This is a genomic window from Glacieibacterium arshaanense (genome assembly GCF_004681125.1).
GTDB classification, from domain to species: domain Bacteria; phylum Pseudomonadota; class Alphaproteobacteria; order Sphingomonadales; family Sphingomonadaceae; genus Polymorphobacter_A; species Polymorphobacter_A arshaanense.
Genome location: NZ_SIHO01000002.1, coordinates 1,147,677 through 1,170,075, shown reverse-complemented (window position 1 = coordinate 1,170,075; position 22,399 = coordinate 1,147,677). Strand labels below are relative to the sequence as shown.

The following is a 22,399-nucleotide window of genomic DNA, read 5'->3' as shown; positions in this document are numbered from 1 at the left end:
CAACAGGGGCACGCGATTGACCATCCCCCCCGCCTTCCTCGATGAAATCCGCGCGCGCGTGGCGCTCGCCGCTGTCGTCGGGCGGCGGGTCAAGCTGACGCGTGCCGGGCATGAATGGAAGGGCTGCTGCCCGTTCCACAACGAGAAGACGCCGAGCTTCTACGTCAACGAGGACAAGGGTTTTTACCACTGCTTCGGCTGCGGCGTGCACGGCGATGTCATCCGCTTCGTCACCGAGCAGGAGGGGCTGAGTTTCCCCGACGCGGTGCGGCAATTGGCCGACGAGGCCGGGCTCGAAATGCCGGTCGAATCGCCCGAGGCACGGGCGCGGGCGGCAGCACAGGTCGGGTTGCACGACGTGACGGCGGCAGCATCGGCGTGGTTCACCGAACAACTCGGCAGCGTCGAGGGCGCCGAGGCGCGCGCCTATCTGACCAAGCGCGGCATCGACAGCGCCACGGCGCGCGCCTTCGGGCTTGGGCTGGCGCCCGACAGCAAGGCCAGGCTCAAGACCGCGCTGGCGGGGCTGGGCATGCAGAAGCTTATCGACACCGGGCTGCTAATCGCCCCCGATGAACCCGGGCGCGAACCCTATGACCGCTTCCGCGGCCGGTTGATGTTCCCGATCCGCGACCCGCGCGGCCGCATCATTGGGTTCGGCGGCCGCATCATGGGCGACGGCCAGCCCAAGTATCTCAACTCCCCCGACACGGTGTTGTTCGATAAAGGCCGCACGCTCTACAATTTCGAACGCGCCGGGCCGGTCGCGCGCAAGTCGACGCGGCTGCTGGTGGTCGAAGGCTATATGGACGTCATTGCGCTGGCACAGGCCGGCATTGCCGAGGCGGTCGCACCGCTCGGTACCGCGTTGACCGAAACGCAGCTGGCGTTGCTGTGGCGCGTCGTGCCCGAACCGATCCTGTGTTTCGACGGCGACGCGGCGGGGCAGCGCGCCGGCTTGCGGGCGGCGCTGCGGGCGCTGCCGTTGCTGGAGCCGGGGCGTAGCTTGCGTTTTGCCATGCTGCCCGCCGGGCAAGACCCCGATGATGTCGTGCGAAGCAAGGGGCTGGCGGCGTTCGAGGCGCTTCTGGCGGCGGCGGAACCGTTGATCGAGCTGCTGTGGCGCACCGAAACCGCCGGCATCGACACCAGCACCCCCGAGCGCCGTGCGGCATTGCGCGAACGGCTGCGGCTGCACAGTCACGCCATCGGCAATCCGTCGGTGCGCAGTCTTTACGACAGCGAATTCCGCAGCCGCTTCGATGCGCAGTTCAATCCGCCGCGGAGCTTCGTCCGCGGTGCACAGCCCGGACGCGGCGGCTTCGGACGCAACCTGCCGCCGGCGGGTGCGTCGTCGCAGCTCCGCGCTTTCCAGGGCCGCAGCGCCGGCGACGCCGAACTCGCAGCATTGCTCGTCGGGCTGCTCGAACACCCCGGGCTGGCCGACCGCCACGGCGAGGCGCTGGTGCAATTGCCGGCGGGCGAACCGCAGCTGGCGACGCTGCGTGCGGCGATTCTCGATGCGACTATTCACGCGCCCGACCTTGACAAGGCGGCTTTGGGCCACACATTAGCCTCTACTGGGCTTTCTGCGCTTGTCGAAGATGTCCGGCGTTCGACGCGACTGCGCTATTCATTTACCCGGGCCGGGACCGATTTTGCTCAGGCGAGCGAACATTTCGGTCTGGTTCTGGGCAATCTGATCGCCCGCCGCCGCATCGAGGACGAACTGACCGAGGTGACGTTGCGCCTTCGTGACACGATGGACGAGAATGACTATGCAGCGCAAAACAGCCTGATTGCCGAACGGCAGCGGGTCAATGACCTGTTGCTGGAACTGGCAGCCCGCGAACGCGGTGATGAGTGACAGCGGCTCAACCAGCCGCAGAGTAGAGAACGGACCGACGAATGGCAAAAGCACCGGCAGTGGCGACCAGCGACACCAAGACCGAAGTGGATAGCGCGCCGCTGCTCGACCTCAACGAAGGTTCGATCAAGAAGCTGATCGCCCGCGCCAAAAAGCGCGGCTACATCACTTATGACGAGCTCAACGAGGCGCTGCCGCAGGACCAGATGTCGTCCGAGCAGATCGAAGACATGATGTCGGCGCTCAGCGAAATGGGCATCAACCTCATCGAGAACGACGAGCCCGCCGAAGAAGGCGCCGAAGCGGCGGCCGATGACGACGACGAACCCGTCGAAGCCGAAGAAGGCGAACCGCTCACTGCCACCGCGATGCCCGCCGTCAAGGCCGCGCCGCTCGACCGCACCGATGACCCGGTGCGCATGTATCTGCGCGAAATGGGCGCCGTCGAGCTGCTCAGCCGCGAAGGCGAAATCGCCATTGCCAAGCGCATCGAAGCCGGCCGCAACACGATGATCGCCGGCCTGTGCGAAAGCCCGATGACGTTCACCGCGATGATCGACTGGTCGGACGCGCTGAACGACGGCCGCATGCAGTTGCGCGAAATCCTCGACCTCGACGCGATGCTCGCCAAGCCGACGATCGGTGAGCCCGGCGAGGACGGCGAAGAGCCCGCCTCCGACCTGCCCGCCGTCACCTTCAAGGACGAAGCCGACACCGACGAAGCGCCAGTCGCGTCCGCCGATGACGATGAGGAAGCCGCGGCGCCGCGCACCGGCCCTGTCGACGACGAAGAAGAAGACAACACGCTGTCGCTCGCCGCGATGGAGGAATTGCTCAAGCCCGACGCCATCGCCAAGTTCGCGCTGATCACCGCGACCTACAAGAAGTTCGCCAAGCTGCAGGAAAGCCGCCTGACCGCGCTGCATGCCAACGCCGACTTCGGTGCCGCCGACGAACGCCGCTACCAGAAGCTACGCGAGGAGCTGACGGCGAACGTCCAGAGCGTCCACTTCAACAACAACAAGATCGAGTTCCTGGTCGACCAGCTCTACAGCTACAACCGGCGCTTGCTGGCGCTCGGCGGCCAGATGCTCCGCCACGCCGAACGCCACAAGATCAACCGCAAGACCTTCCTCGACGAATATATGGGCCACGAGCTCGATGACGGCTGGCTCGAGCGCGTCGCCGGCATCGACAAGAAGTTCGCTGCCTTTGCCGCTGCCGAGGCCCAGGCCGTCGAACGCATCCGCGTCGAAATCGCCGACATTGCGCAATCGACCGGCGTTGACCTCGGCGAGTTCCGCCGCATCACCAACATGGTCCAGAAGGGCGAACGCGAAGCCCGCATCGCCAAGAAGGAAATGGTCGAGGCGAACCTGCGGCTGGTCATCTCGATTGCCAAGAAATACACCAACCGCGGCCTGCAATTCCTTGATCTCATTCAGGAAGGCAACATCGGCCTGATGAAGGCGGTCGACAAGTTCGAATACCGCCGCGGCTACAAGTTCAGCACCTATGCGACGTGGTGGATCCGCCAGGCGATCACCCGCAGCATCGCCGACCAGGCGCGCACCATCCGTATTCCGGTGCACATGATCGAAACGATCAACAAGCTGGTGCGCACCAGCCGCCAGATCCTCCACGAAATCGGCCGCGAGCCGACGCCGGAGGAGCTTGCCGAACGGCTGTCGATGCCGCTCGAAAAGGTCCGCAAGGTGATGAAGATCGCCAAGGAACCGATCAGCCTCGAAACGCCGATCGGCGACGAGGAAGACAGCCACCTCGGCGATTTCATCGAGGACAAGAACGCCGTCATCCCGGTCGACGCGGCCATCCACGCCAACCTCAAGGAAACCGTGACGCGCGTGCTGGCGTCGCTGACCCCGCGCGAGGAACGCGTGCTGCGCATGCGCTTCGGCATCGGCATGAACACCGATCACACGCTCGAGGAAGTCGGCCAGCAGTTCAGCGTGACGCGCGAACGCATCCGGCAGATCGAGGCGAAGGCACTGCGCAAGCTCAAGCACCCGTCGCGCAGCCGCAAGATGCGGTCGTTCCTCGACGTCTAGGGCGGCTGCGTCAGACTGCCGCAGCGCAGGTTCAGTATTAGCACGGTAGGACAGTGGACATGAAAATCTTGCTCGCTGCCGCCGCGCTGGCGCTTGTTGCTGCCGCTCCGGCGGCCGACCCGCTGCAATCGAAGCTGATTGCCGATGCCAAGCTGTTCCCGCCGTCAACGCTGAGCTTCACGCGGAACGTCACGATGACGCAAAGCGGCGGCGGCAAGACCGAAAAGTCGGTGCGCGTTGACCGCTGGGACGGCAAGCAGTGGACGCTGGTGTCGGTCGACGGCAAGCCGCCGAGCGCCGACGAAGCCGCCAAGTTCCGCAAGGAAGCCGCCGGCCGCCCGGTGCCGGGCTATTACCGCCTCGCCGGATTCCTCAATGCACCCGCCTCGCGCAGCACCGATGCGCAGGGCAACACCGTGCTCAAGATTGCCAAGCTGCCATCGGGCAGCGTCGACATGGCCGGCGACCGTTCGGACAAGTTCGGCGGCGAGGCGATTGTCGCGACCGCCGGGCCGACGACCTATGTCAAGCAGCTGCGGCTTTCGGCGCGCGAACCGTTCCGGCTGATGGTCGTCGCCAAGATCGACCGCTTCGACATCGTCAACGACTATACGCTCGGCAAGTCAGGGCGTCCGGTAGTCGTGCGCTCGGTGCAGGAATATGCGGGCAGCCGGCCGGGTGAAAGCGGCACCGTGCGCAACGAGGTCGCCTACAGCTACGACGGCTGATCCACCGGACGCAGTATCATTGTAATGGAAGTGTAACCAATTCTGCAGTATTGCCCTGCCATGGCCTTAATGCGGTTGGCGAGGTTTGCAGGGCAATGGCCACGACTTCCGGTCAGACATTGCGGTTGGCGGCAATTGCCTGGTGCGCTTTGGCAGCGACAGCGCAACCGCTGCGTGCCGCCGGCAACGCGCATATCGTCGATGACTCCGCAGTCGCCGCACCGGGCAGCTGCTATGTCGACAGCTGGTACAACCGCTTCGGCAGCGACAGCGGCTCGGTCCAGATCACCCCCGGCTGCACGCCTGCATCGCTGCCAAATGTTGAGCTTAGCGGCTATGTCGTCACCGGCTGGCAGGGCGGCACATCGCTCACCGGCATCGGCCTCTCGCCCAAGTTCAAATTGCGCGATGAAAGCACCGGGCTGGGCATTGCATTGAGCCCCAGCGTCGCAATTGGCCTCGATAGCGGCACAATCGACTTTGCCTCGCTGATTGTGCCAGTGACCATCCCGGCGTCGGCCACCATCCGGCTGAACGTCAACGCCGGGCTGCAATGGCTGCGCGCCGACGACACCTACGCCGGATTCTTTGGCGGCCAGATCGAGGTTATGGCATTGCCGAACCTGATGCTGATGGCCGAAGGCTTCACCCGCACCATCGGCAAAGCCGGGCTGCAAGCCGGTGTGCGCTGGACGCCGGGTGGCGGCAGCGTCGATATCGAACTGCTTGCCGGGCGCTATATCGACAGCTTCACGCCGTCATCCGTGACGCTGGGCATGACAATCAGGTTCTGACGCACCCCCCTTGCCCCGCGCGCAATTGCGCTCTAGCGTTGACGTGAACGTGAACCATTCGAGGCAAGATTCCATGCGCTTTACCGGCACCAGCGGCTATGTCGCCACCGATGATCTGAAAGTAGCCGTCAACGCTGCCGCAACGCTGCGCCGCCCGCTGCTCGTCAAGGGCGAGCCCGGCACCGGCAAGACCGTTCTGGCGCATGAAATCGCCAAGGCGTTCGACATGCCGATCATCGAATGGAACGTGAAGTCGACGACCAAGGCGCAGCAGGGCCTGTACGAATATGACGCCATCAACCGGCTGCGCGACAGCCAGCTCGGCGATCCGCGCGTCCACGACATTTCGAACTACATCCGCAAGGGCAAGATGTGGGAAGCCTTTGTGTCCGACAAGCTGCCGGTGCTGCTGATCGATGAAATCGACAAGGCCGACATCGAGTTCCCTAACGATCTGCTCACCGAGCTCGACCGCATGGAATTCGACGTTTACGAAACCGGCGAGCGCGTGAAGGCCGCACAGCGCCCGATCGTCATCATCACGTCGAACAATGAAAAGGAATTGCCCGACGCGTTCCTGCGTCGCTGCTTCTTCCACTATATCAAATTCCCCGACCGCGAGACGATGGAAAGCATCATCCGCGTCCACTTCCCCGACATCCAGAAGAACCTCGTCGCCGAAGCGATGAACATCTTCTTCGACATCCGCGAAGTGCCGGGCATGAAGAAGAAGCCTTCGACGAGCGAACTGCTCGACTGGCTCAAGCTGCTGATGCACGAAGACCTGCCCTTGGAAGTGCTGCGCAACCGCGACACCAAGAGCCTGATCCCGCCGCTGCACGGCGCACTGCTCAAGAACGAGCAGGACGTCATGCTGTTCGAGCGGCTGGCATTCATGAACCGCCGCCAGGGCGGTTGAGCTTTCCTTTCCCCTCCCGGCAACGGGAGGGGATGAAGTCAGTCGTCGTCGTGAATATGGTGCATGATCTTCACGCTTGAGCCGCAAGGCCAGGCGGGCTTGTCGATTTCGAAGACATCATCGGCCGCGTCGATCATGATCTGGTCATGACTGACCGCGACGACGATGGCGTTGTTGTCGCGCGCATATTTGCCGAGCCGCTTGGCGACCAGCTTCGAATTGGCATGATCGAGCGCCGCCGTCGGTTCGTCGGCCAGCAGGATGCGCGGCCGGTGCGCCATCGCCTGCGCCAGTGCGGCGCGCTGCTTCTCGCCACCTGACAATTGCCCGGGCCGGGCGTTCATCAAGTCTTCCAGCCCGAGACCGCGCGCCAGCGCCTCGCCCTCGGCGGCGGCGCCGGGCTGGCCGCGCAGGCGCGCCACCAGCGCCATATGTTCGGAAACCGTCAGCACATCGATCAGCCGGCAGGTCTGGAAGACCATGCCGACTTCGCTGCGGCGCCAGTCGCGGCGCGCGTCTTCGTCGAGCTTCGAAACCGAAATGCCGTTGTGGACGATCTGGCCGCCGTGCGGCACGCAGACGCTGGCGAGCAGCGACAGGATGGTGGTCTTGCCGCAGCCGCTGGGGCCGGTCAGGCAGGCGAAGCTGCCCGGGGCAAAGACCAGGCTCAGCTCCGAAATCAACGTGCGCTCATGCCCGCCTTCGGACAGGTGATAGTCAACCGCGTCGAGCGACAACAGGCTCATTTCAGAAACCCGACATTGACGCGCAGGCCGACCAGTGCCGGCGGTGCCGGCCCGTCGAACGCCACCAGCACTTCGCGGACATCGCGGTCGAAGCGGTCGGTCGGGTCGAGCGAACGCGACGTGCGCCGTCCCATCAGGCTGGCGGCTTCGATGACGTGGCCGTGCCAGCGCTGCTTGTCGCCGTCGAGCCAGACGTCGGCCTTTTGCCCGACCGAGACGCGCGCGGCGTCGCGGTCGATGAGCTCGGTGCGGACGATCATGTTGGTGAGGTCGCCGACCACCACCAGCGGCGTGCCGGTCGAGGCGCCCGAAAATTCGCCCTCGCGGCGCAGCACCTTGAGCACGCTGCCGTCGATCGGCGAGCGCAATGTGCATTTCTTGAACGTCGCATCGAGCGCGTTGGCACTTGCCGTCGCGGCATCGGCGCGGGCGCGCGCGGCGGCGCGTTCTTCGACGCGCGAGCCGGCCTTGAGTGCGGCGTAGTCGGCGTCGGCGGCGCTGGCCTTTGCGGTCGCTTCGGCAAGGTTGGCGCGCAACTGCGTCAGCCGGCGGACCGAGACATAGCCGCTGGCCTGCATGCCCTCGGCGCGGCGCAGTTCGTCCGCGGCGTCGGCGCGGCGCGTGGCGGCTTCGGCGGCGCGGGCAGCGCCTGCCTCGACAGCTTCGCGGCGCGGGCCCTCGTCGGACAGCCGGGCATCGGCGTCGCTGGCGCGGGCCTGGGCGCGCGCGGCGTCGGCCTGTGCCGCGACATCGCCGCAGCTGATGGTCAGCAACGGCTGGCCGGCCGCGACCTTGGCGCCGGGGCGCACCAGCAGCGCCTCGATACGGCCGTCGCGCTCGGCAGCGAGAAAGCGTGCTTCGACGCGGGCATCGAGCCGGCCCGACGCGGTCGCGACATAGTCGGGCCGGTCGCCGACGGGGTCGCGCGAACAGCCGGCGAGCGCCAGCAGCGTCAACATGGCGGCGCTAGCTGCGGAAAATCGCATCGGCCGGAAACCTCCCCAATTCGCGGCTGGCAGCGATCACCGAAGCCATCAGGCACAGCGCGGACACGACAATGACGAATACCAGATCGGCAAAGCTGAAATGCACCCAGGGTAGTAGCGGGTGCGCGACCTGAACGAACAGCGGCACCAGTAGCAGCGCGACACCGAGGCTGGCGGCCACCAGAAACCCCGCCATCGCCAGCAGCACCGCGCGGATCTGCGCCGGGCTGGCGCCGTGGCCGAGCATCGAGATGATGTCCGACTGGCGGCGCTGGACGAAGCGCCCGACGCTGTTGACCAGCAGCAGCCCCATCAACAGGCTGGCGAGTGCGGCGGCGAGCAGGATCGCGGCCCCTGCCCCGGTCTTGTTCTGCCAATAGGCCGAGCTGCTCGCTTCGAATTGCGCGCCGGTGCGGGCACCGAGTTCGGGGAAGCGTTCTTCGATGCGCGCCAGCCGCTCATTGAGATCAGGCGGCACACCGTCTGGGAAATGCACCGCCAGCATCGCGGCATTGTCGGTGGGATAGCCAAGGATGCCATGGGCTGCTTCGTAGTCCATCACCGCATAGGGGGCGCCGAGGAAGGTCGCGAGCGCGCGCGTGACGCCCGCCAGTTCGACCGAGACGCCGCCGATGCTGGCGCCGGTCTGGCCCGCTTTCAAATCGAGCCGGCCAAGGTCCGAGCGGTCGGCGCGGAACTCACGCGGGGTCAGGCCGGAATCGTCGACGCCGATCAGCGCGACATTGCCGCGCCCGCCGGTCGGCGACAGCCAGCCGGCATAGCCGATGACGATGCGGTCGATACGCGCACCGGGCAGCTCGGCAAGCAGCGCGCCGCGGTAGCCTTCGGCAATCGGCGTCGGGAAATCGAAACATTCGATGCCGCGTTCGACAATCCAGGCGTCCGCCGCGATGAAGCGCGGCCCGGCGGCACCGGCGGCGAGGAAAGAGGTGAACACCGCGAACTGGAAGGTGGCGACGGTCGCGGCAATCGCGCAGGCGGCAATGCTGAACCATAGCGAGCGGCCGTCGAAGCGCAGCACGGCGCCGAACACCAACGCCGCAACGTCGAAGTCTTCGCGCCATTTTTGCCAGCGTGACTGGACCTGCGCCCGCGTCATCACCTGCATCAGCGCGCTGTCGCAGAATGTCCTGCGCCCACCCCTGAATCTCCCCCAAAGCCAGCATTTTCCGGCATTTGCGGTGATTGTGACAGCGCAACGTCAAATCGGCAAGTAGTTGCCGTCGGCGTGCCAGTTCACACCAGCCCGAGTCGTTTGACCCCCTCGGCAACGCCGTCGTGGCGCGGCTGCATGTCGGCGGCCAGATGCGCGTGCGTCGGGATGTAGAACAGCCCGGCATCGAGCCCGGCGAGCGCCAGTTCGGCGCAGCGTTCGGGCAGGATCATCGCCATGTCCTTGGGCCATTTCGCCGGATCGGGCGGCAGGTCGCCTGCGACCAGCGGCGTGTAGACACCGCCAGGCAGCAGGATGTGGACGTCGAGCGGCTTGTTGCCGCCCACCATCTCGTCGCGCAGCCATTCGGCGAGGATGAGCACGCCGTGCTTGGTCGCCGCATAGAGCCCGAGGCCGAAGCCCTTGACCGCCGCCGGCACCGACAGCGAATTTTCGGAGCCGGTGATCAGCAACCGCCCGCGCTGGCCCCGCGCTTCGAGTTCGGTCAGATAGGCCTGCGCCAGTCGAACGGCGGCGAACAGGTTGATCTGGAACAGCTTGTCGACAGCGCCGTCGTCGAGGTCGGCCTTGTGCAGCCGCCGGTTGAAGCCGACTCCGGCGTTCGAGGCGATGAGGTCGACGCGCCCCGACACTGCATAGGCATCTGCCACCAGTCGCGCTGCGGCATCGGGTTCGGCAAGGTCGCAGGTCAGCGCCACCGCGCCGTTGCCGCACAGCGCGGCGGTTTCGGCGGCACCTGCGGCGTTGCGATCGGCGACGATAACGCGCGCGCCGCGTGCTGCCAGCGCCTGCGCCAGGGCGCGGCCGATGCCTGAACCGCCGCCGGTGACGAGCGTGGTGGTGCCGGTATAGTCGATCATGTCTGCCTCCGCTTGATGGACACAGATTAGGCGGGATTTGAGGCGGCGTGAATGGCTGGAATGGGATAGTTGAAGTGAAGGGGCACGGGCAAAGCCCGTGCCGTCGGACGGGTTCAGCGGCTTGATAGCCGCTGCCCCGCCGGCCGGGCGAAGCGCGAGTCTGCAACCAAGCGAAAAATCGCAAGAGCAATTTTTGTCTTGCTTCCAGCCGCACTTTCGCCGACACCCGCCGCGGGCCACGCCGCCCCAACGCGGCGCGAGCTCTCTGTGAGGAGAGAATACATGACTGAACGACCCAACGCGCTTCCGGCGCGCCCGTACTTTTCGTCTGGCCCTTGCGCCAAACGCCCCGGATGGTCCGCCGACCAGCTTGCCACCGAATCGCTCGGCCGCTCGCACCGCTCCAAAATCGGCAAGAACCGCCTCAAGCTCGCCATCGACCTGACGCGCGAAATCCTGCGCGTGCCCGACACGCACCGCATCGGCATCGTCCCCGGTTCGGACACCGGCGCGTTCGAAATGGCGATGTGGACGCTGCTCGGCGCCCGACCCGTCACCATGGCGGCGTGGGAAAGCTTCGGTGAAGGCTGGGTCACCGACGTGGTCAAGCAGCTCAAGCTCGACGCCGAAGTCGTCACCGCCCCCTACGGCGAGCTCCCCGACCTGACGCGCGTCCATCAGGACCGCGACCTGTGCTTCACCTGGAACGGCACCACCTCGGGCGTCCGCGTGCCCAACGGCAACTGGATCCGCGATGACCGCGCCGGGTTGAACCTCGTCGATGCGACCAGCGCGGTGTTCGCGCAGGACATCCCGTGGGACAAGGTCGATGCGCTGACCTACAGCTGGCAGAAAGTGCTTGGCGGCGAAGGCGGCCACGGCGTGCTCATCCTCGGCCCGCGCGCTGTCGAACGCCTTGAAAGCTACACGCCGGCCTGGCCGTTGCCGAAGATTTTCCGCCTGACTTCGAAGGGCAAGCTCATCGAGGGCATCTTCAGCGGCGAAACCATCAACACACCGTCGATGCTCGCGGTCGAAGACTATATCGATGCGCTGGAGTGGGCGCAGCAGATTGGCGGGCTCACCGAATTGTGCGCACGCGCCGATGCCAATGCCGCAGCGCTCGACCGCTGGGTGCAGAAGACGCCGTGGGTCGCGCATCTCGCCGCCGATCCCGCCACGCGCTCGAACACCAGCGTCTGCCTGACGCTGCCGGGTGCCGATGCCGAAGTGCCCAAGAAGATGGCGTCGATCCTCGAAAAGGAAGGCGCGGCGTTCGATATCGGCGCCTACCGCGACGCCCCTCCGGGGCTGCGGATCTGGTGCGGCGCGACGGTCGAAACACGCGACATCGAAGCGCTCGGGCCCTGGCTCGACTGGGCGTACGCGCAGGCCACCGCCTGACCCATCCTCCCCTCCCTGAACGGGAGGAGTCCGGGGCGGCGTGCCTGCCCCCATTGACCAGAAACCCACCCCCGACCCCTCCCGTAGCGGGAGGGGAGCAGCGGAAGGAAATCAAATGCCCAAAGTTCTTATCGCCGACCAAATGTCCCCCAAGGCCGCCGAAGTTTTCCGCTCGCGCGGTGTCGATTTCGACGAAATCACCGGCCTGTCGAAAGAAGAGTTGATCAAGATCATCGGCAATTATGACGGCCTCGCGATCCGCTCGTCGACCAAGGCGACCAAGGACGTCCTCGCCGCCGCCACCAACATGAAGGTCATCGGCCGCGCCGGCATCGGCGTCGACAATGTCGATGTACCCGCCGCTTCGGCGCAGGGTATCGTTGTGATGAACACGCCGTTCGGCAATTCGATCACCACCGCCGAACACGCCATCGCGCTGATGTTCGCGCTCGCCCGCCAGCTGCCCGAAGCCGATGCCTCGACACAGGCCGGCAAGTGGGAAAAGAACCGCTTCATGGGCGTCGAACTGACCGCCAAGACACTCGGCCTCATCGGTTGCGGCAACATCGGTTCGAACGTCGCCGAGCGCGCCATCGGCCTGAAGATGAAGGTCATCGCGTTCGACCCGTTCCTGACGCCCGAACGCGCGCAGGACCTCGGCGTTGAAAAGGTCACGCTCGACGAACTGCTGGCGCGCGCCGACTTCATCACGCTGCACACGCCGCTGACCGATTCGACGCGCAACATCCTGTCGGCCGAAAACATCGCCAAGACCAAGAAGGGCGTGCGCATCATCAACTGCGCGCGCGGCGGGCTTGTTGACGAAGTGGCGCTCAAGGCGGCGCTCGACAGCGGCCAGGTTGGCGGCGCGGCGCTCGACGTGTTCGTCGAGGAGCCGGCGAAGGCATCGCCGCTGTTCGGCACGCCGAACTTCATCTCGACCCCGCACCTCGGCGCCTCGACCGATGAAGCGCAGGTCAATGTCGCAATTCAAGTGGCCGAGCAGATGGCCGACTTCCTGCTCACCGGCGGCGTCACCAACGCGCTCAATGTGCCGTCGCTCAGCGCCGAGGAAGCGCCGCGGCTGCGCCCGTACATGAAGCTCGCCGAAGAACTCGGCCTGCTGATCGGCCAGCTGACGGAAAACGTCACCGGCGTGACCGTCGAAGTCGAAGGTGCGGCCGCCGAACTCAACATCAAGCCGATTACGGCGGCGGTACTTACGGGCTTGATGAAGCCGTTTTCGGACACGGTGAACATGGTCAACGCGCCGTACATGGCACGCGAACGCAACATCGAAATCGCCGAAGTCCGTCACGAACGCGACACCGACTACCACACGCTGGTCCGCGTTACGGTCAAGACCCCCGAAGGCGAACGTTCGGTCGCCGGCACGCTGTTCGGCAACCGCGAACCGCGTCTCGTCGAGATCATCGGCATCAAGGTCGAAGCCGATATGCACGGCCCGATGCTGTTCATCGTCAACGAGGACAAGCCGGGCTTCATCGGCCGACTGGGCACCGCGCTCGGCGAGGCCGGCGTCAATATCGGCACCTTCCACCTCGGACGCCGCGCCGCGGGTTCGGAAGCCGTGCTGCTGCTGTCGGTCGATACCAAGATCCCTGAAAGCCTGCTGTGGACGATCTGCCGTATCGACGGGGTGAAGCAGGTGAAGGCCTTGTATTTCGGATGAACGAAGTCACCGCCGGCCTGCTCCCCGAGGGGCTCCGCGACCGCCTGCCGCCGCAGGCGGAAGCGGCGGCGGCATTGCTGCGCGGCGTGCTCGATACCGTGGCGAGCCATGGCTACGAGCGCGTCCAGCCGCCGCTGGTCGAATATGAGGAATCGCTGACCGGCCGCGTCGGTGCCGAAAGCGGCGCCAATGCCAAGCTGCTGCGCTTCGTCGATCCGGTGACGCAGCGCACGCTGGCGCTGCGCCCCGACATTACTGGGCAGGCCGGGCGCATCGCCGCGACGCGGCTGGCGCATTATGCACGGCCGCTGCGGCTGAGCTACGGCGGGCCGGTGCTGCGCGTGAAAGGCACCCAGCTCAATCCCGAGCGCGAGATGATCCAGGCCGGTGCAGAGCTCATCGGCAGCGACGGCGTCGCGGCAGTCACCGAAGTGCTGCTGCTCGCGGTCGAAGCATTGCAGTCAGCGGGGCTGGAAACGCTCAGTGTCGATGTCACCTTGCCGAGCTTCGTCGGTGCGCTGGCGGCGGGGCCGTGGCCGGTGGCGGCGGACAAGATCGAAGCTGTGCATACGCTACTCGACGGCAAGGACGTCGCCGGCCTGCGCGCCGCCGGTGCATCGCACTACGAGCCGTTGATTGCCGCCAGTGGCCCCGCCGAAGCGGCACTGGCCGCCTTGCGCGCGCTGCATCTGGGTCCGGCGTTCGAAGCGCGGCTTGCCGATGTGGCGGACGTCGTCGCGGCGCTGCCCGCCGATGTGCGTGTCACGCTCGACCCGACAGAGCGGCATGGCTTCGGCTTCCAGTCGTGGATCGGCTTTGCGATCTATGCACCCGGCGTGCGCGGCGAAGTGGGCCGCGGCGGCGCCTATGCCATCACGCATCCCGATGGCCACCGTGAAACTGCAGTGGGTTTTTCGCTCTACGTCGATGCGCTGGTCGATGCCGGGCTGGGCCTGAGCGCGGCGCGCCGCATTCTGCTGCCGGTGGGAACATCGCGGGCTGATGCTGCGAAATTGCGCGCTGCCGGCTGGTCGACGGTCGCGGCACTGACCGATAACGCCGATCCGCACGCTTTTCGCTGCACGCATCGCTGGAACGGTGTAGAGGCGGTCGCGATCAAGTAACGACCCCGCCCTTTCGGGGGACAGGTAAAAGGGAGCCGTCATGGCCAACGTCGTCGTAATCGGCGCCCAATGGGGCGATGAAGGCAAGGGCAAGATTGTCGACTGGCTGTCGGCGCGCGCCGATGTCGTCGTGCGTTTCCAGGGCGGCCACAACGCCGGCCATACGCTGGTCGTCGGTAACCAGACCTATAAACTGAGCCTGCTGCCGAGCGGCATCGTGCGCGGCACGCTCAGCGTCATCGGCAACGGCGTGGTTTTCGACCCGTGGCACTTCAAGGCCGAAGTCGAAAAGCTGCGCGACCAAGGTGTCAACATTACCCCCGAAAACCTGCAGATTGCCGAGCAATGCCCGCTGATCCTGCCGCTGCACAGCGACCTCGACGGCGCGCGCGAAGACGCGTCGGGCGCCGGCAAGATCGGCACGACGCGGCGCGGCATCGGCCCGGCGTATGAGGACAAGGTCGGGCGCCGGGCATTGCGCGTGTGTGACCTCGCGCATCTCGACGCGGCCGGGCCGCAACTCGACCGCCTGCTCACGCATCACAACGCACTGCGCGCCGGTTTCGGCATCGCGCCTGTCGACCGCGACGCGCTGGTCGCGTCGCTGGAGGAAATCGCGCCGTTCATCCTGCCGTTCGCGGCACCGGTGTGGGTGACGCTCGGCGATGCGCGCCGCGCCGGCAAGCGCATCCTGTTCGAAGGCGCGCAGGGCGTGCTGCTCGATGTCGATCACGGCACCTATCCGTTCGTCACTTCGTCGAACGTGGTTGCCGGCTCGGCGGCGGCGGGCAGCGGCATGGGGCCGGGATCGCTCAATTTCGTGCTCGGCATCGTCAAGGCCTACACCACGCGCGTCGGCTCGGGCCCCTTCCCCACCGAACTCGACGATGCCATCGGGCAGCGCCTCGGCGAAGTCGGCCGCGAGTTCGGCACGGTGACCGGACGCAAGCGCCGCTGCGGCTGGTTCGACGCGGTACTGGTGCGCCAGGCGGTGCAGGTCAGCGGCGTCACCGGCATGGCACTGACCAAGCTCGACGTGCTCGACGGGCTCGAGGAGCTGTGCATCTGCACCGGCTATGAACTGAACGGCAAGCGCCTCGACCATTTCCCCGCGCATGCCGCCGACCAGGCCGCGGTCGTGCCGATCTACGAACGCTTCGAAGGCTGGAGCCAGTCGACTGCGGGCGCACGCAGCTGGGCCGATTTGCCGGCGCAGGCGATCAAGTACATCCGCCGCATCGAGGAACTGACCAACTGCCCGGTGGCGCTGGTCAGCACCTCGCCCGAACGCGACGATACGATTCTGGTGCGCGACCCGTTCCTCGACTAGGCCGCGATTTGTGCGTTAAGGTGCCACCGCTGAGCGGGAGGGCACCATGGACGCAGCGCGGCATCTGGAGCTGATCGAAGCCGAATATTTCAAGCTGCAGGAAATCGTCGAGGCGTTCGACGCCAAGGCGCTGCAGTTCAAGGGGTGGAGCGTCACGGTGACGCTGGCGGCGGCCGCCACCGCACTCGTGACCGAAAAGCTGACCAACGATCAGCGCGTCACGGTGCTGGCGCTCGCAGCGTTCGGGTCATTCGTCTTCTGGCTGACCGAAGCGATGTGGAAGCTGTTCCAGCAGGCGTTCTTCCACCGGCTGCGCAATATCGAGGCGGCGTTTGCCGATGGCACGGTGGCGAGCCTCAAGCCGCTCCAGATCAGCAGCGAATGGAAAAAGGCCTTCGCCCACCAGAAGTTCGGCAATTTCTGCAAATATGCGCTGAAGCCGAACACCTGGCTGCCGCATCTGGCGGTGTCGGTGTTCTGCCTCGGCACGGCGCTGTATCTGGCCTATTGCCCGCTCGCCAGACCGGTCGACGCGTCCCCCGCGACGACCGCAACCCGTGTAACGACGCCTTAGCCTACGCTGCAATATGCACAAAAAACGCCGCGTCCCGGCAAGGACGCGGCGTTCTTATGTGTGGCGCCTTAGCCGAAGGTGACGCGGGCGACGCGGCGGCGCATGGTCGCGCCGATCAGGCCGAAGCCCATGATCATCATCGTCCACGCAGCCGGTTCAGGCACGTTGCCGCCGCCGGTGATGGTGTTGCCGTTCGAAAGCAGGCTCGAATAGGCGCCCGTGCCGGGGTTGCTGGCCGCGAATGCCGGGTCGGCATCGAAGTAGCTCTTGGTAAAGCCGAGCGCGCCAAAATACGTCTGGTTATAAGCCTGATGGGTCCAGCAGCCGACGGGTCCGGGCTGTGTGAAGCCGTTCGAAATGCCGAGTGCGGTGACGGTTTCGCCATCGGTGCAACTCGGACCGGTCAATCGGCCACCGACACCAGCGACCCAGGCTGAGTTGTTGCTGCCACCGACGAGGAAATCCCAACCGGCGTCGCCGTCATAGTTGCCGATTTCGATCGTGCCGCCAGCGTTGTAGTAGTTGGTGACATCGACATTACGACCAGCAATGGCGGCCGGGTTTGAATCGCAGCAACCGAAGCCAGCCATGAAATAGACCGCCGAATATTGGCTGAGAGCCCCGGCGGTGCTCAGGTCGACCATCGAGACGATGGCATGCGTGCCCGAGGTGCCAAAGCCGCCAAGGACATTCAAGCCAACGACCGCGATCGGCTTCGGACTCGAACCGCCAAGCGCGCTCCATGTCTGATCAGAGTATTGAATTGCAGGCACTTGCCCGATCGGTGCGTGAAAGCCGATCGAGTCGCTGCCTTCGAGGATGATGGTGCCGCGTGCCATGACCGGCGTGGCGCCAATGGCACCAAGCGCGAGCACAGCCGCGCCAATGAGCGATACAGTCTTTATCATTTTTGAGCTCCCCAATTCTGTCGCCAAGCGTGACGGCAATTCATGCCATGCAAGAACGGGGCCGTTTCAAATATATTATTTAAATCCTAACATATCAGCATCATCTACGTCGGAGCTGAATAACCGATTTTAAAATGTGTAAAAAAAATTGACACTTTTTGTGCAAAAACTTGTCGCGCCGCCGGCTCGGTGGCGTTGCCTGCCTAGCGCAATCCGCCCAGGCCGAGCCCGATCGCGAGCTGGCTGTTCCAGCGGCGCACCATGCCGGGGACCAGGAACACGTCGATCAGCCACCACACCCAGGCAATGGCGCGCATCGCCCAGCCGAGCGTCGCGACGACGCCGCCGCGTGCGGTTGCCTCGACATTGGTGAAGCTCGAGACGCCGAGCGCGGTTTCATAGGTTTCGGTGCTGCTGTGCGAGCCGAAAGCAAACGCCGCAATCAGCAGCGCCCAGCCGCCGACATGCAGCGCCATCATGTACCAGCCAGTCTTGCCGGCGCTGGCATAGAGCCGGTGCGCGCCGAACAGCCCAAGGAAGAACCACAGCAGATAGGCAACGCCGGTCGATTTGCGCTTGTCCTCGTACGCCGTCAGGTTCGCGGTCTCGGTCATGGAAATTCCCCTTACGGCTTCGACGGTTCGATCAGGCTCGCCGGTATCAGCCCCTGATTATTGCGCCGGCGCACCATCACATAGGTGTAGGCACCGTCCAATAGCCACCAGATTGTCATGCCGCCCAGAATCAGGTCACCAATCCAGCCGAGCAGCGTGTTGGGTGCCAGCAGCACCGTTTGCAGCGCGCTGTTGAAGTCGGCGCCGCTGACCTTGGCGCTGCCCCACGCGGCAATCGTCGTCGCGATCAGGCCGGCGACGCTGAGCGCCAGCATGATCAGCGCGCTGCGTTTGTAGCCAAGGTAGAAGCGGTGCGCGCCAAAGCGTCCGAGGAAGAACCACAACACATAGGCAGCGATGACCGAGCGCTGCTTGCCCTCGAACGTATCCAACAAATTGTCCATGCGAAGCTCCGTCGACTGGATTTGCGATTGAGATTGTGTCGCAGTCGCCGTCACAAGTCGAGGGCTGTCTCAGTCGTCGTCGAGCACCAGCCGCGGTACCGATTTCGGGTCCTTGAGCGCCGCACCGCGCCCCGACAGCGAGGGGTTGGTCATGAAATAGCGGTGCAGGTTGAACGCCGGCCCGGCGCCATGCAGCCGCGCGTAGGTGCCGTCGCTCTTGAGCTGCCACGACTGCTCGGTATCCTTGAGGTTCGCCAGCATGACCTGGTCGAGTACTTGCGCGTGCACCGTCGGATTTTCGATCGGCACCATGACCTCGACGCGGCGATCGAGGTTGCGCGGCATCCAGTCGGCCGACGAGATGAACAGCTTGGCCTTGCGCGACGGCAGGTCATGGCCGTTGGCAAAGGCGAAGATGCGGCTGTGTTCGAGGAAGCGCCCGATCACCGAGCGGACATGGATGTTTTCCGACAGGCCCGGCACGCCCGGGCGCAGGCAGCAGATGCCGCGGATGATCAGGTCGATTTCGACCCCCGCGCCACTGGCTTCGTAGAGCTTCTCGATGATGCCCGGATCAACCAGCGAGTTAAGCTTGGCCCAGATCTGTGCGGGCTTGCCGGCCTGCGCATTGGCGATTTCGGCGTCGATCAGGCCGTAGATCATCGGCCGCATCGTCAGCGGCGCCATGCCGATTTTCTGCAGGTTGTTCGGCTGGACATAGCCGGTGATGTAGTTGAGCACCTGCACCGCATCGCGCGCCAGCACCGGATCGGCGGTGAAGAACGACAGGTCGGTATAGATGCGCGCGGTGACGGGGTGATAATTGCCGGTGCCGAAATGCACATAGGTGCGGATGTCGGCGCCCTCGCGGCGCACCACCATCGACAGCTTGGCGTGCGTCTTGAGTTCGACAAAGCCGTAGACGACCTGCACGCCGGCGCGTTCGAGCGCCGCCGCCCACATCAGATTCTGTTCCTCGTCGAAGCGCGCCTTGAGCTCGACCACCGCGGTCACTGACTTGCCGGCTTCGGCGGCGTCGATCAGCGCACGGACGATCGGCGAGTTTTTGCCAGCGCGGTACAGCGTCTGCTTGATGGCGATGACATCGGGGTCGGCGGCCGCCTGCCGCAGGAACGCCAGCACCACATCGAAACTTTCGTACGGATGGTGGACGACAAGGTCCTTGGCGCGAATTGCCGCAAAGCAGTCGCCGCCGTGTTCGCGGATGCGTTCGGGGAAGCGCGGCGTATAGGGTTCGAACTTGAGGTCGGGGCGGTCTTCGTCGACCAGCACGCCGAGGTCGGCAATACCGAGCACGCCTTCGACGACAGTAACGTCACGGTCATCGACGCCGAGCGCGTCGCGCACCAGAATGCGCAGCTCGCGCGGCGTGTCTTCCTCGATCTTCAGCCGGATGACTTCGCCGCGGCGGCGGCGCTTGATGGCGCTTTTGTAGTAGCGGACGAGGTCTTCGGCCTCTTCCTCGATTTCGATGTCCGAATCGCGGATGACACGGAAGGCGCCGTCGCCGAGCAGGTCATAGCCCGGGAACACTTGCCCGAAGAACAGCCGGATGGTGTTTTCAAGGCTGATGAAACGCGCCTTGCGCCCCGGCAGCCGGATGAAGCGCCTCAGCATCGAGGGTAGCATCAGCAGCGCGCGCAGCAGCTCGTCATCCGACTGGCGGCGCAATTCGAAAACCAGGCTGAGGCCCTTGTTGCCGATGAACGGGAACGGGTGCGCCGGATCGATGGCCTGCGGCGTCAGCACCGGGAAAATCTGTTCGAGGAAATGGCGTTCGAGCCATGTCGCCTCGGCGGGCGTCAGGTCGTTCTTGCCGAGCACGTCGAAGTCGGCGGTCGCCAGCAGGCGCCGGAGTTCCCCCCAGGCGGTCTGCTGGTCGTCCATCAGCCGGTCGGCGGTTACGGCGATTGCCGCGAGCTGCTCGGCGGGCGTCAGGCCTTCGGGGCTGAGCGTTTCAATACCTTCCTGCACCTGCCCGCGCAGGCCGGCGACGCGCACCATGTAGAATTCGTCAAGGTTGTTCCCCGAAATCGACAGGAAGCGAAGCCGTTCGAGCAGCGGGTGGCTGGTGTTGCTGGCTTCGCCGAGCACGCGTTCGTTGAACGCCAGCCACGACATTTCGCGGTTGAAATAGCGTTCGCGGTCGGGAATGTCGGCCGCGACGTGCACGACAGGCGCGGCGTATTGGGGGATTGCAGCTTCAGCCATTCCCCCAGTGTAGCTGCCGCACTGTTACACGTCCATGACAGTGTCGATCCAGTCGCCCTGCGCCATCAGCACTGAACGCGCCAGCGGCACGGTAATCGGCCGGCCGGCGGCTAAGGCTGCGGCATCGAGCTGTTCGACGACGCGTGCGATGCTGCCGAAATCGCGGTCGATGCGCGCCAGGACATAGTCGACGACATCACCCGACACGCGCAGGCCGTGGTCGCGGAACTGTTTCGCCAGCAGCGCCGCAAGCAGCGCGTCGTCAGGCGCTTCGATGCGCAGCTGCGGTGTCGCTGCCAGCCGCGAGCCCAAATCGGCGAGCCCGTGCGGCCAGTCGCGCGGCGGGCGGGTCGCGGTCATCAGCAGCGGCGCCTCGCGCGTTGCGGCATTCCAGCGGTGGAACAGTGTTTCGGCGTCGAGCGCTTCGGCGTCATCGGCAATGGTCGCGCCGGTGCGGCGGGCGAAAATGCGTGCGAGGTGGCTCTTGCCCGATCCCGGCGGGCCAACAATCAACGCGCACGGCACCGGCCATTCGGGCCAGCGGTCGAGCCATTCGACGGCGGCGGCATTGGCTTGCGAAACAAAGAAATCCGCCTCGCCATCGGCGCTGCGATAGGCGAGCGGCAGCGGCAGCTGGCTCATCTTGTCAGCGCGGCGCCTCGGTCGCGGGCAGGTCCGCCGGGGCTTCGGTCGCCGTTCCGGCGGGTGCGGCTGCGGCAGGCGCGACTGGCGCCACTACCGGCGCCGTCACCACTGGATCGCCCGGCTCGCGGCGGCGCAGCAGCAGACCCGACGATGTCGGCGCCAGCGTCATGCCCTTCAGGTAGAGCTGGTAGGCGAGCATTTCGCGGCTCTCGCTATACTGGACGAGCACGCCGGTGCTGCCGCCGATCGACAGGCTGGTCAGCGTCACGCCGGCAACCGTCGGCGTCGAGCGCAGCAGCGCTTCTGCGGCGGTCCAGGCAGCGCTGTCGGGGGTGGGCACCAGCAATTCGATTGCGGCCGCAGAAGCGACGCGTTCGGGGGCGTCGAACATCGGCGCGCCACTGGCAATCGGCTCCATCGCGGCGATCAAATCGGGCTCGGAGCGCAGGCGGCCGTCCTGCAAGGCTTGCGAATAGATGGCGTCAATGCCGCGCGCACCGGCATCGAGCATCGCATCGAGTCCAGCCTGGTTCGGCGCACGCAGTTTGAAGCGCCCGAGTTCGGTCGAATCAGGCCCGTGACGCGCGATGAACAGCGCATCGACCGGCCCGCCGGGGTACAGCCGCGTCAGCACGGCTTCGGCGACGAGCACATCGACGGTGCGGAAGCGGTTGAGAATGTTGCGCCACAGCGGCCGGTCGGGACGGCTGGTCTGATAGGCGGTCAACAGGATGTTGTCGCCCGCCGAGCCGCTGGCGAGGATGTAGGTGATCGGGCTGACCATCTGCGAATAGCGCTGCCACGCCAGCACCCACGGCGTCTTGCGTTCATAAACGAAACGCGCGCCGCCGTCGTGGAGCAGCGGCAACAGCAGCATCGGTTCCGAATGCAGCGCGCCGCCGATGCCGGTGAAATAGCCGCTGGCGCGCGCGCGGTCGAACACCACGCCGAGCGTCGCGATATAGCGCGTCATCGAAAAGCGTTCGCCCTGCACCTCGATGCCCGCGACGATCGACTCGAGCGTCGCATCGGACAGATGCGGCGCCGACGCCGCCGAAGTGCCGGTCATCCGCGCCCACAGCTGCGGCCAGGCGCGGCGCTGCGCCAGCGTATAGGCGGTGCGGCGTGCTTCATCGGGGGTCTTGGCTGCGACGTCCACGGCAATCCCGCCGATGGTATAGGCACTCGCCGCGTCGCCCGCCTCCTGCGCACGCGCCGGAGCCAGCGCCAGCATGCCGAGCAAAACCGCAATCCAGACCAACCAGGTGCGCACGCTGTTCCTCAAAACCAACTCACCGATGCTCTTA

At 65.5% G+C, this 22,399-nt stretch carries 20 protein-coding genes; 10 read left to right on the top strand and 10 right to left on the bottom strand.

Annotated elements, in window-relative coordinates:
* Positions 1 to 16 precede the first annotated feature (16 nt).
* The 5 genes from dnaG (at position 17) to EUV02_RS11810 (ending at position 6,377) form a co-directional block, all read left to right on the top strand.
* Complete coding sequence (dnaG, locus tag EUV02_RS11830) at positions 17 to 1,867, top strand: DNA primase (RefSeq protein ID WP_135246411.1); 1,851 nt, start codon at positions 17 to 19, stop codon at positions 1,865 to 1,867.
* A 41-nt stretch (positions 1,868 to 1,908) separates the two neighbouring features.
* Positions 1,909 to 3,936: an RNA polymerase sigma factor RpoD gene (gene rpoD, locus EUV02_RS11825; RefSeq protein ID WP_135246410.1), complete on the top strand. Its 2,028-nt coding sequence runs from the start codon at positions 1,909 to 1,911 to the stop codon at positions 3,934 to 3,936.
* 59 nt (positions 3,937 to 3,995) lie between these two features.
* Positions 3,996 to 4,664, top strand: coding sequence for a hypothetical protein (locus EUV02_RS11820; RefSeq protein WP_135246409.1), 669 nt, complete (start codon positions 3,996 to 3,998; stop codon positions 4,662 to 4,664).
* Positions 4,665 to 4,759: 95 nt separating this feature from the next.
* Positions 4,760 to 5,458, top strand: coding sequence for a hypothetical protein (locus tag EUV02_RS11815; protein WP_135246408.1), 699 nt, complete (start codon positions 4,760 to 4,762; stop codon positions 5,456 to 5,458).
* Between the two features lie 73 nt (positions 5,459 to 5,531).
* Positions 5,532 to 6,377: an AAA family ATPase gene (locus EUV02_RS11810; RefSeq protein ID WP_135246407.1), complete on the top strand. Its 846-nt coding sequence runs from the start codon at positions 5,532 to 5,534 to the stop codon at positions 6,375 to 6,377.
* Positions 6,378 to 6,415: 38 nt separating this feature from the next.
* On the opposite strand, the gene EUV02_RS11805 is transcribed toward EUV02_RS11810, so the two are convergent.
* The 4 genes from EUV02_RS11805 to EUV02_RS11790 form a co-directional block, all read right to left on the bottom strand.
* A complete protein-coding gene (locus EUV02_RS11805; protein WP_135246406.1) occupies positions 6,416 to 7,123 on the bottom strand; it encodes an ABC transporter ATP-binding protein in 708 nt (235 codons plus the stop codon).
* Positions 7,120 to 8,082 (bottom strand): HlyD family secretion protein, encoded by a 963-nt coding sequence (locus tag EUV02_RS11800; RefSeq protein WP_166430613.1) that lies wholly within the window; start codon positions 8,080 to 8,082, stop codon positions 7,120 to 7,122. The genes EUV02_RS11805 and EUV02_RS11800 overlap by 4 nt, the downstream gene beginning before the upstream one ends.
* 7 nt (positions 8,083 to 8,089) lie before the next feature.
* Complete coding sequence (locus EUV02_RS11795) at positions 8,090 to 9,229, bottom strand: FtsX-like permease family protein (RefSeq protein WP_166430612.1); 1,140 nt, start codon at positions 9,227 to 9,229, stop codon at positions 8,090 to 8,092.
* 137 nt (positions 9,230 to 9,366) lie between these two features.
* A complete protein-coding gene (locus EUV02_RS11790; protein ID WP_135246403.1) occupies positions 9,367 to 10,164 on the bottom strand; it encodes an SDR family NAD(P)-dependent oxidoreductase in 798 nt (265 codons plus the stop codon).
* 282 nt (positions 10,165 to 10,446) lie between these two features.
* On the opposite strand from EUV02_RS11790, the gene EUV02_RS11785 reads away from it, so the two are divergent.
* The 5 genes from EUV02_RS11785 to EUV02_RS11765 all read left to right on the top strand — a co-directional run bounded on the left by EUV02_RS11785 (position 10,447) and on the right by EUV02_RS11765 (position 16,289).
* Positions 10,447 to 11,568, top strand: coding sequence for a phosphoserine transaminase (locus tag EUV02_RS11785; RefSeq protein ID WP_135246402.1), 1,122 nt, complete (start codon positions 10,447 to 10,449; stop codon positions 11,566 to 11,568).
* Between the two features lie 115 nt (positions 11,569 to 11,683).
* A complete protein-coding gene (gene serA, locus EUV02_RS11780) occupies positions 11,684 to 13,261 on the top strand; it encodes a phosphoglycerate dehydrogenase (protein ID WP_135246401.1) in 1,578 nt (525 codons plus the stop codon).
* Positions 13,258 to 14,385: an ATP phosphoribosyltransferase regulatory subunit gene (locus tag EUV02_RS11775; protein WP_135246400.1), complete on the top strand. Its 1,128-nt coding sequence runs from the start codon at positions 13,258 to 13,260 to the stop codon at positions 14,383 to 14,385. The genes serA and EUV02_RS11775 overlap by 4 nt, the downstream gene beginning before the upstream one ends.
* A gap of 40 nt (positions 14,386 to 14,425) precedes the next feature.
* Positions 14,426 to 15,715: an adenylosuccinate synthase gene (locus EUV02_RS11770; protein ID WP_135246399.1), complete on the top strand. Its 1,290-nt coding sequence runs from the start codon at positions 14,426 to 14,428 to the stop codon at positions 15,713 to 15,715.
* A gap of 46 nt (positions 15,716 to 15,761) precedes the next feature.
* A complete protein-coding gene (locus tag EUV02_RS11765; protein WP_135246398.1) occupies positions 15,762 to 16,289 on the top strand; it encodes a hypothetical protein in 528 nt (175 codons plus the stop codon).
* Positions 16,290 to 16,357: 68 nt separating this feature from the next.
* Here the strand turns inward: EUV02_RS11765 and EUV02_RS15955 are convergent, their stop codons facing one another.
* The 6 genes from EUV02_RS15955 to EUV02_RS11735 all read right to left on the bottom strand — a co-directional run bounded on the left by EUV02_RS15955 (position 16,358) and on the right by EUV02_RS11735 (position 22,365).
* Positions 16,358 to 17,197, bottom strand: coding sequence for a PEPxxWA-CTERM sorting domain-containing protein (locus EUV02_RS15955; protein ID WP_243445877.1), 840 nt, complete (start codon positions 17,195 to 17,197; stop codon positions 16,358 to 16,360).
* Between the two features lie 203 nt (positions 17,198 to 17,400).
* On the bottom strand, positions 17,401 to 17,811 hold the full coding sequence (locus EUV02_RS11755) for an NINE protein (RefSeq protein WP_135246397.1): 411 nt from the start codon (positions 17,809 to 17,811) through the stop codon (positions 17,401 to 17,403).
* Between the two features lie 11 nt (positions 17,812 to 17,822).
* On the bottom strand, positions 17,823 to 18,215 hold the full coding sequence (locus tag EUV02_RS11750; protein ID WP_135246396.1) for a TM2 domain-containing protein: 393 nt from the start codon (positions 18,213 to 18,215) through the stop codon (positions 17,823 to 17,825).
* A gap of 69 nt (positions 18,216 to 18,284) precedes the next feature.
* On the bottom strand, positions 18,285 to 20,447 hold the full coding sequence (locus EUV02_RS11745) for an RNA degradosome polyphosphate kinase (protein WP_135246395.1): 2,163 nt from the start codon (positions 20,445 to 20,447) through the stop codon (positions 18,285 to 18,287).
* 24 nt (positions 20,448 to 20,471) lie between these two features.
* The gene (locus EUV02_RS11740) at positions 20,472 to 21,089 is read right to left on the bottom strand and encodes an HdaA/DnaA family protein (protein ID WP_135246394.1); all 618 of its coding nucleotides are present in this window, start codon (positions 21,087 to 21,089) and stop codon (positions 20,472 to 20,474) included.
* A gap of 4 nt (positions 21,090 to 21,093) precedes the next feature.
* Positions 21,094 to 22,365 carry a heavy-metal-associated domain-containing protein gene (locus EUV02_RS11735; protein ID WP_135246393.1) on the bottom strand — a complete coding sequence of 424 codons (1,272 nt, stop codon included), beginning with the start codon at positions 22,363 to 22,365 and terminating at the stop codon, positions 21,094 to 21,096.
* Positions 22,366 to 22,399 lie beyond the last annotated feature (34 nt).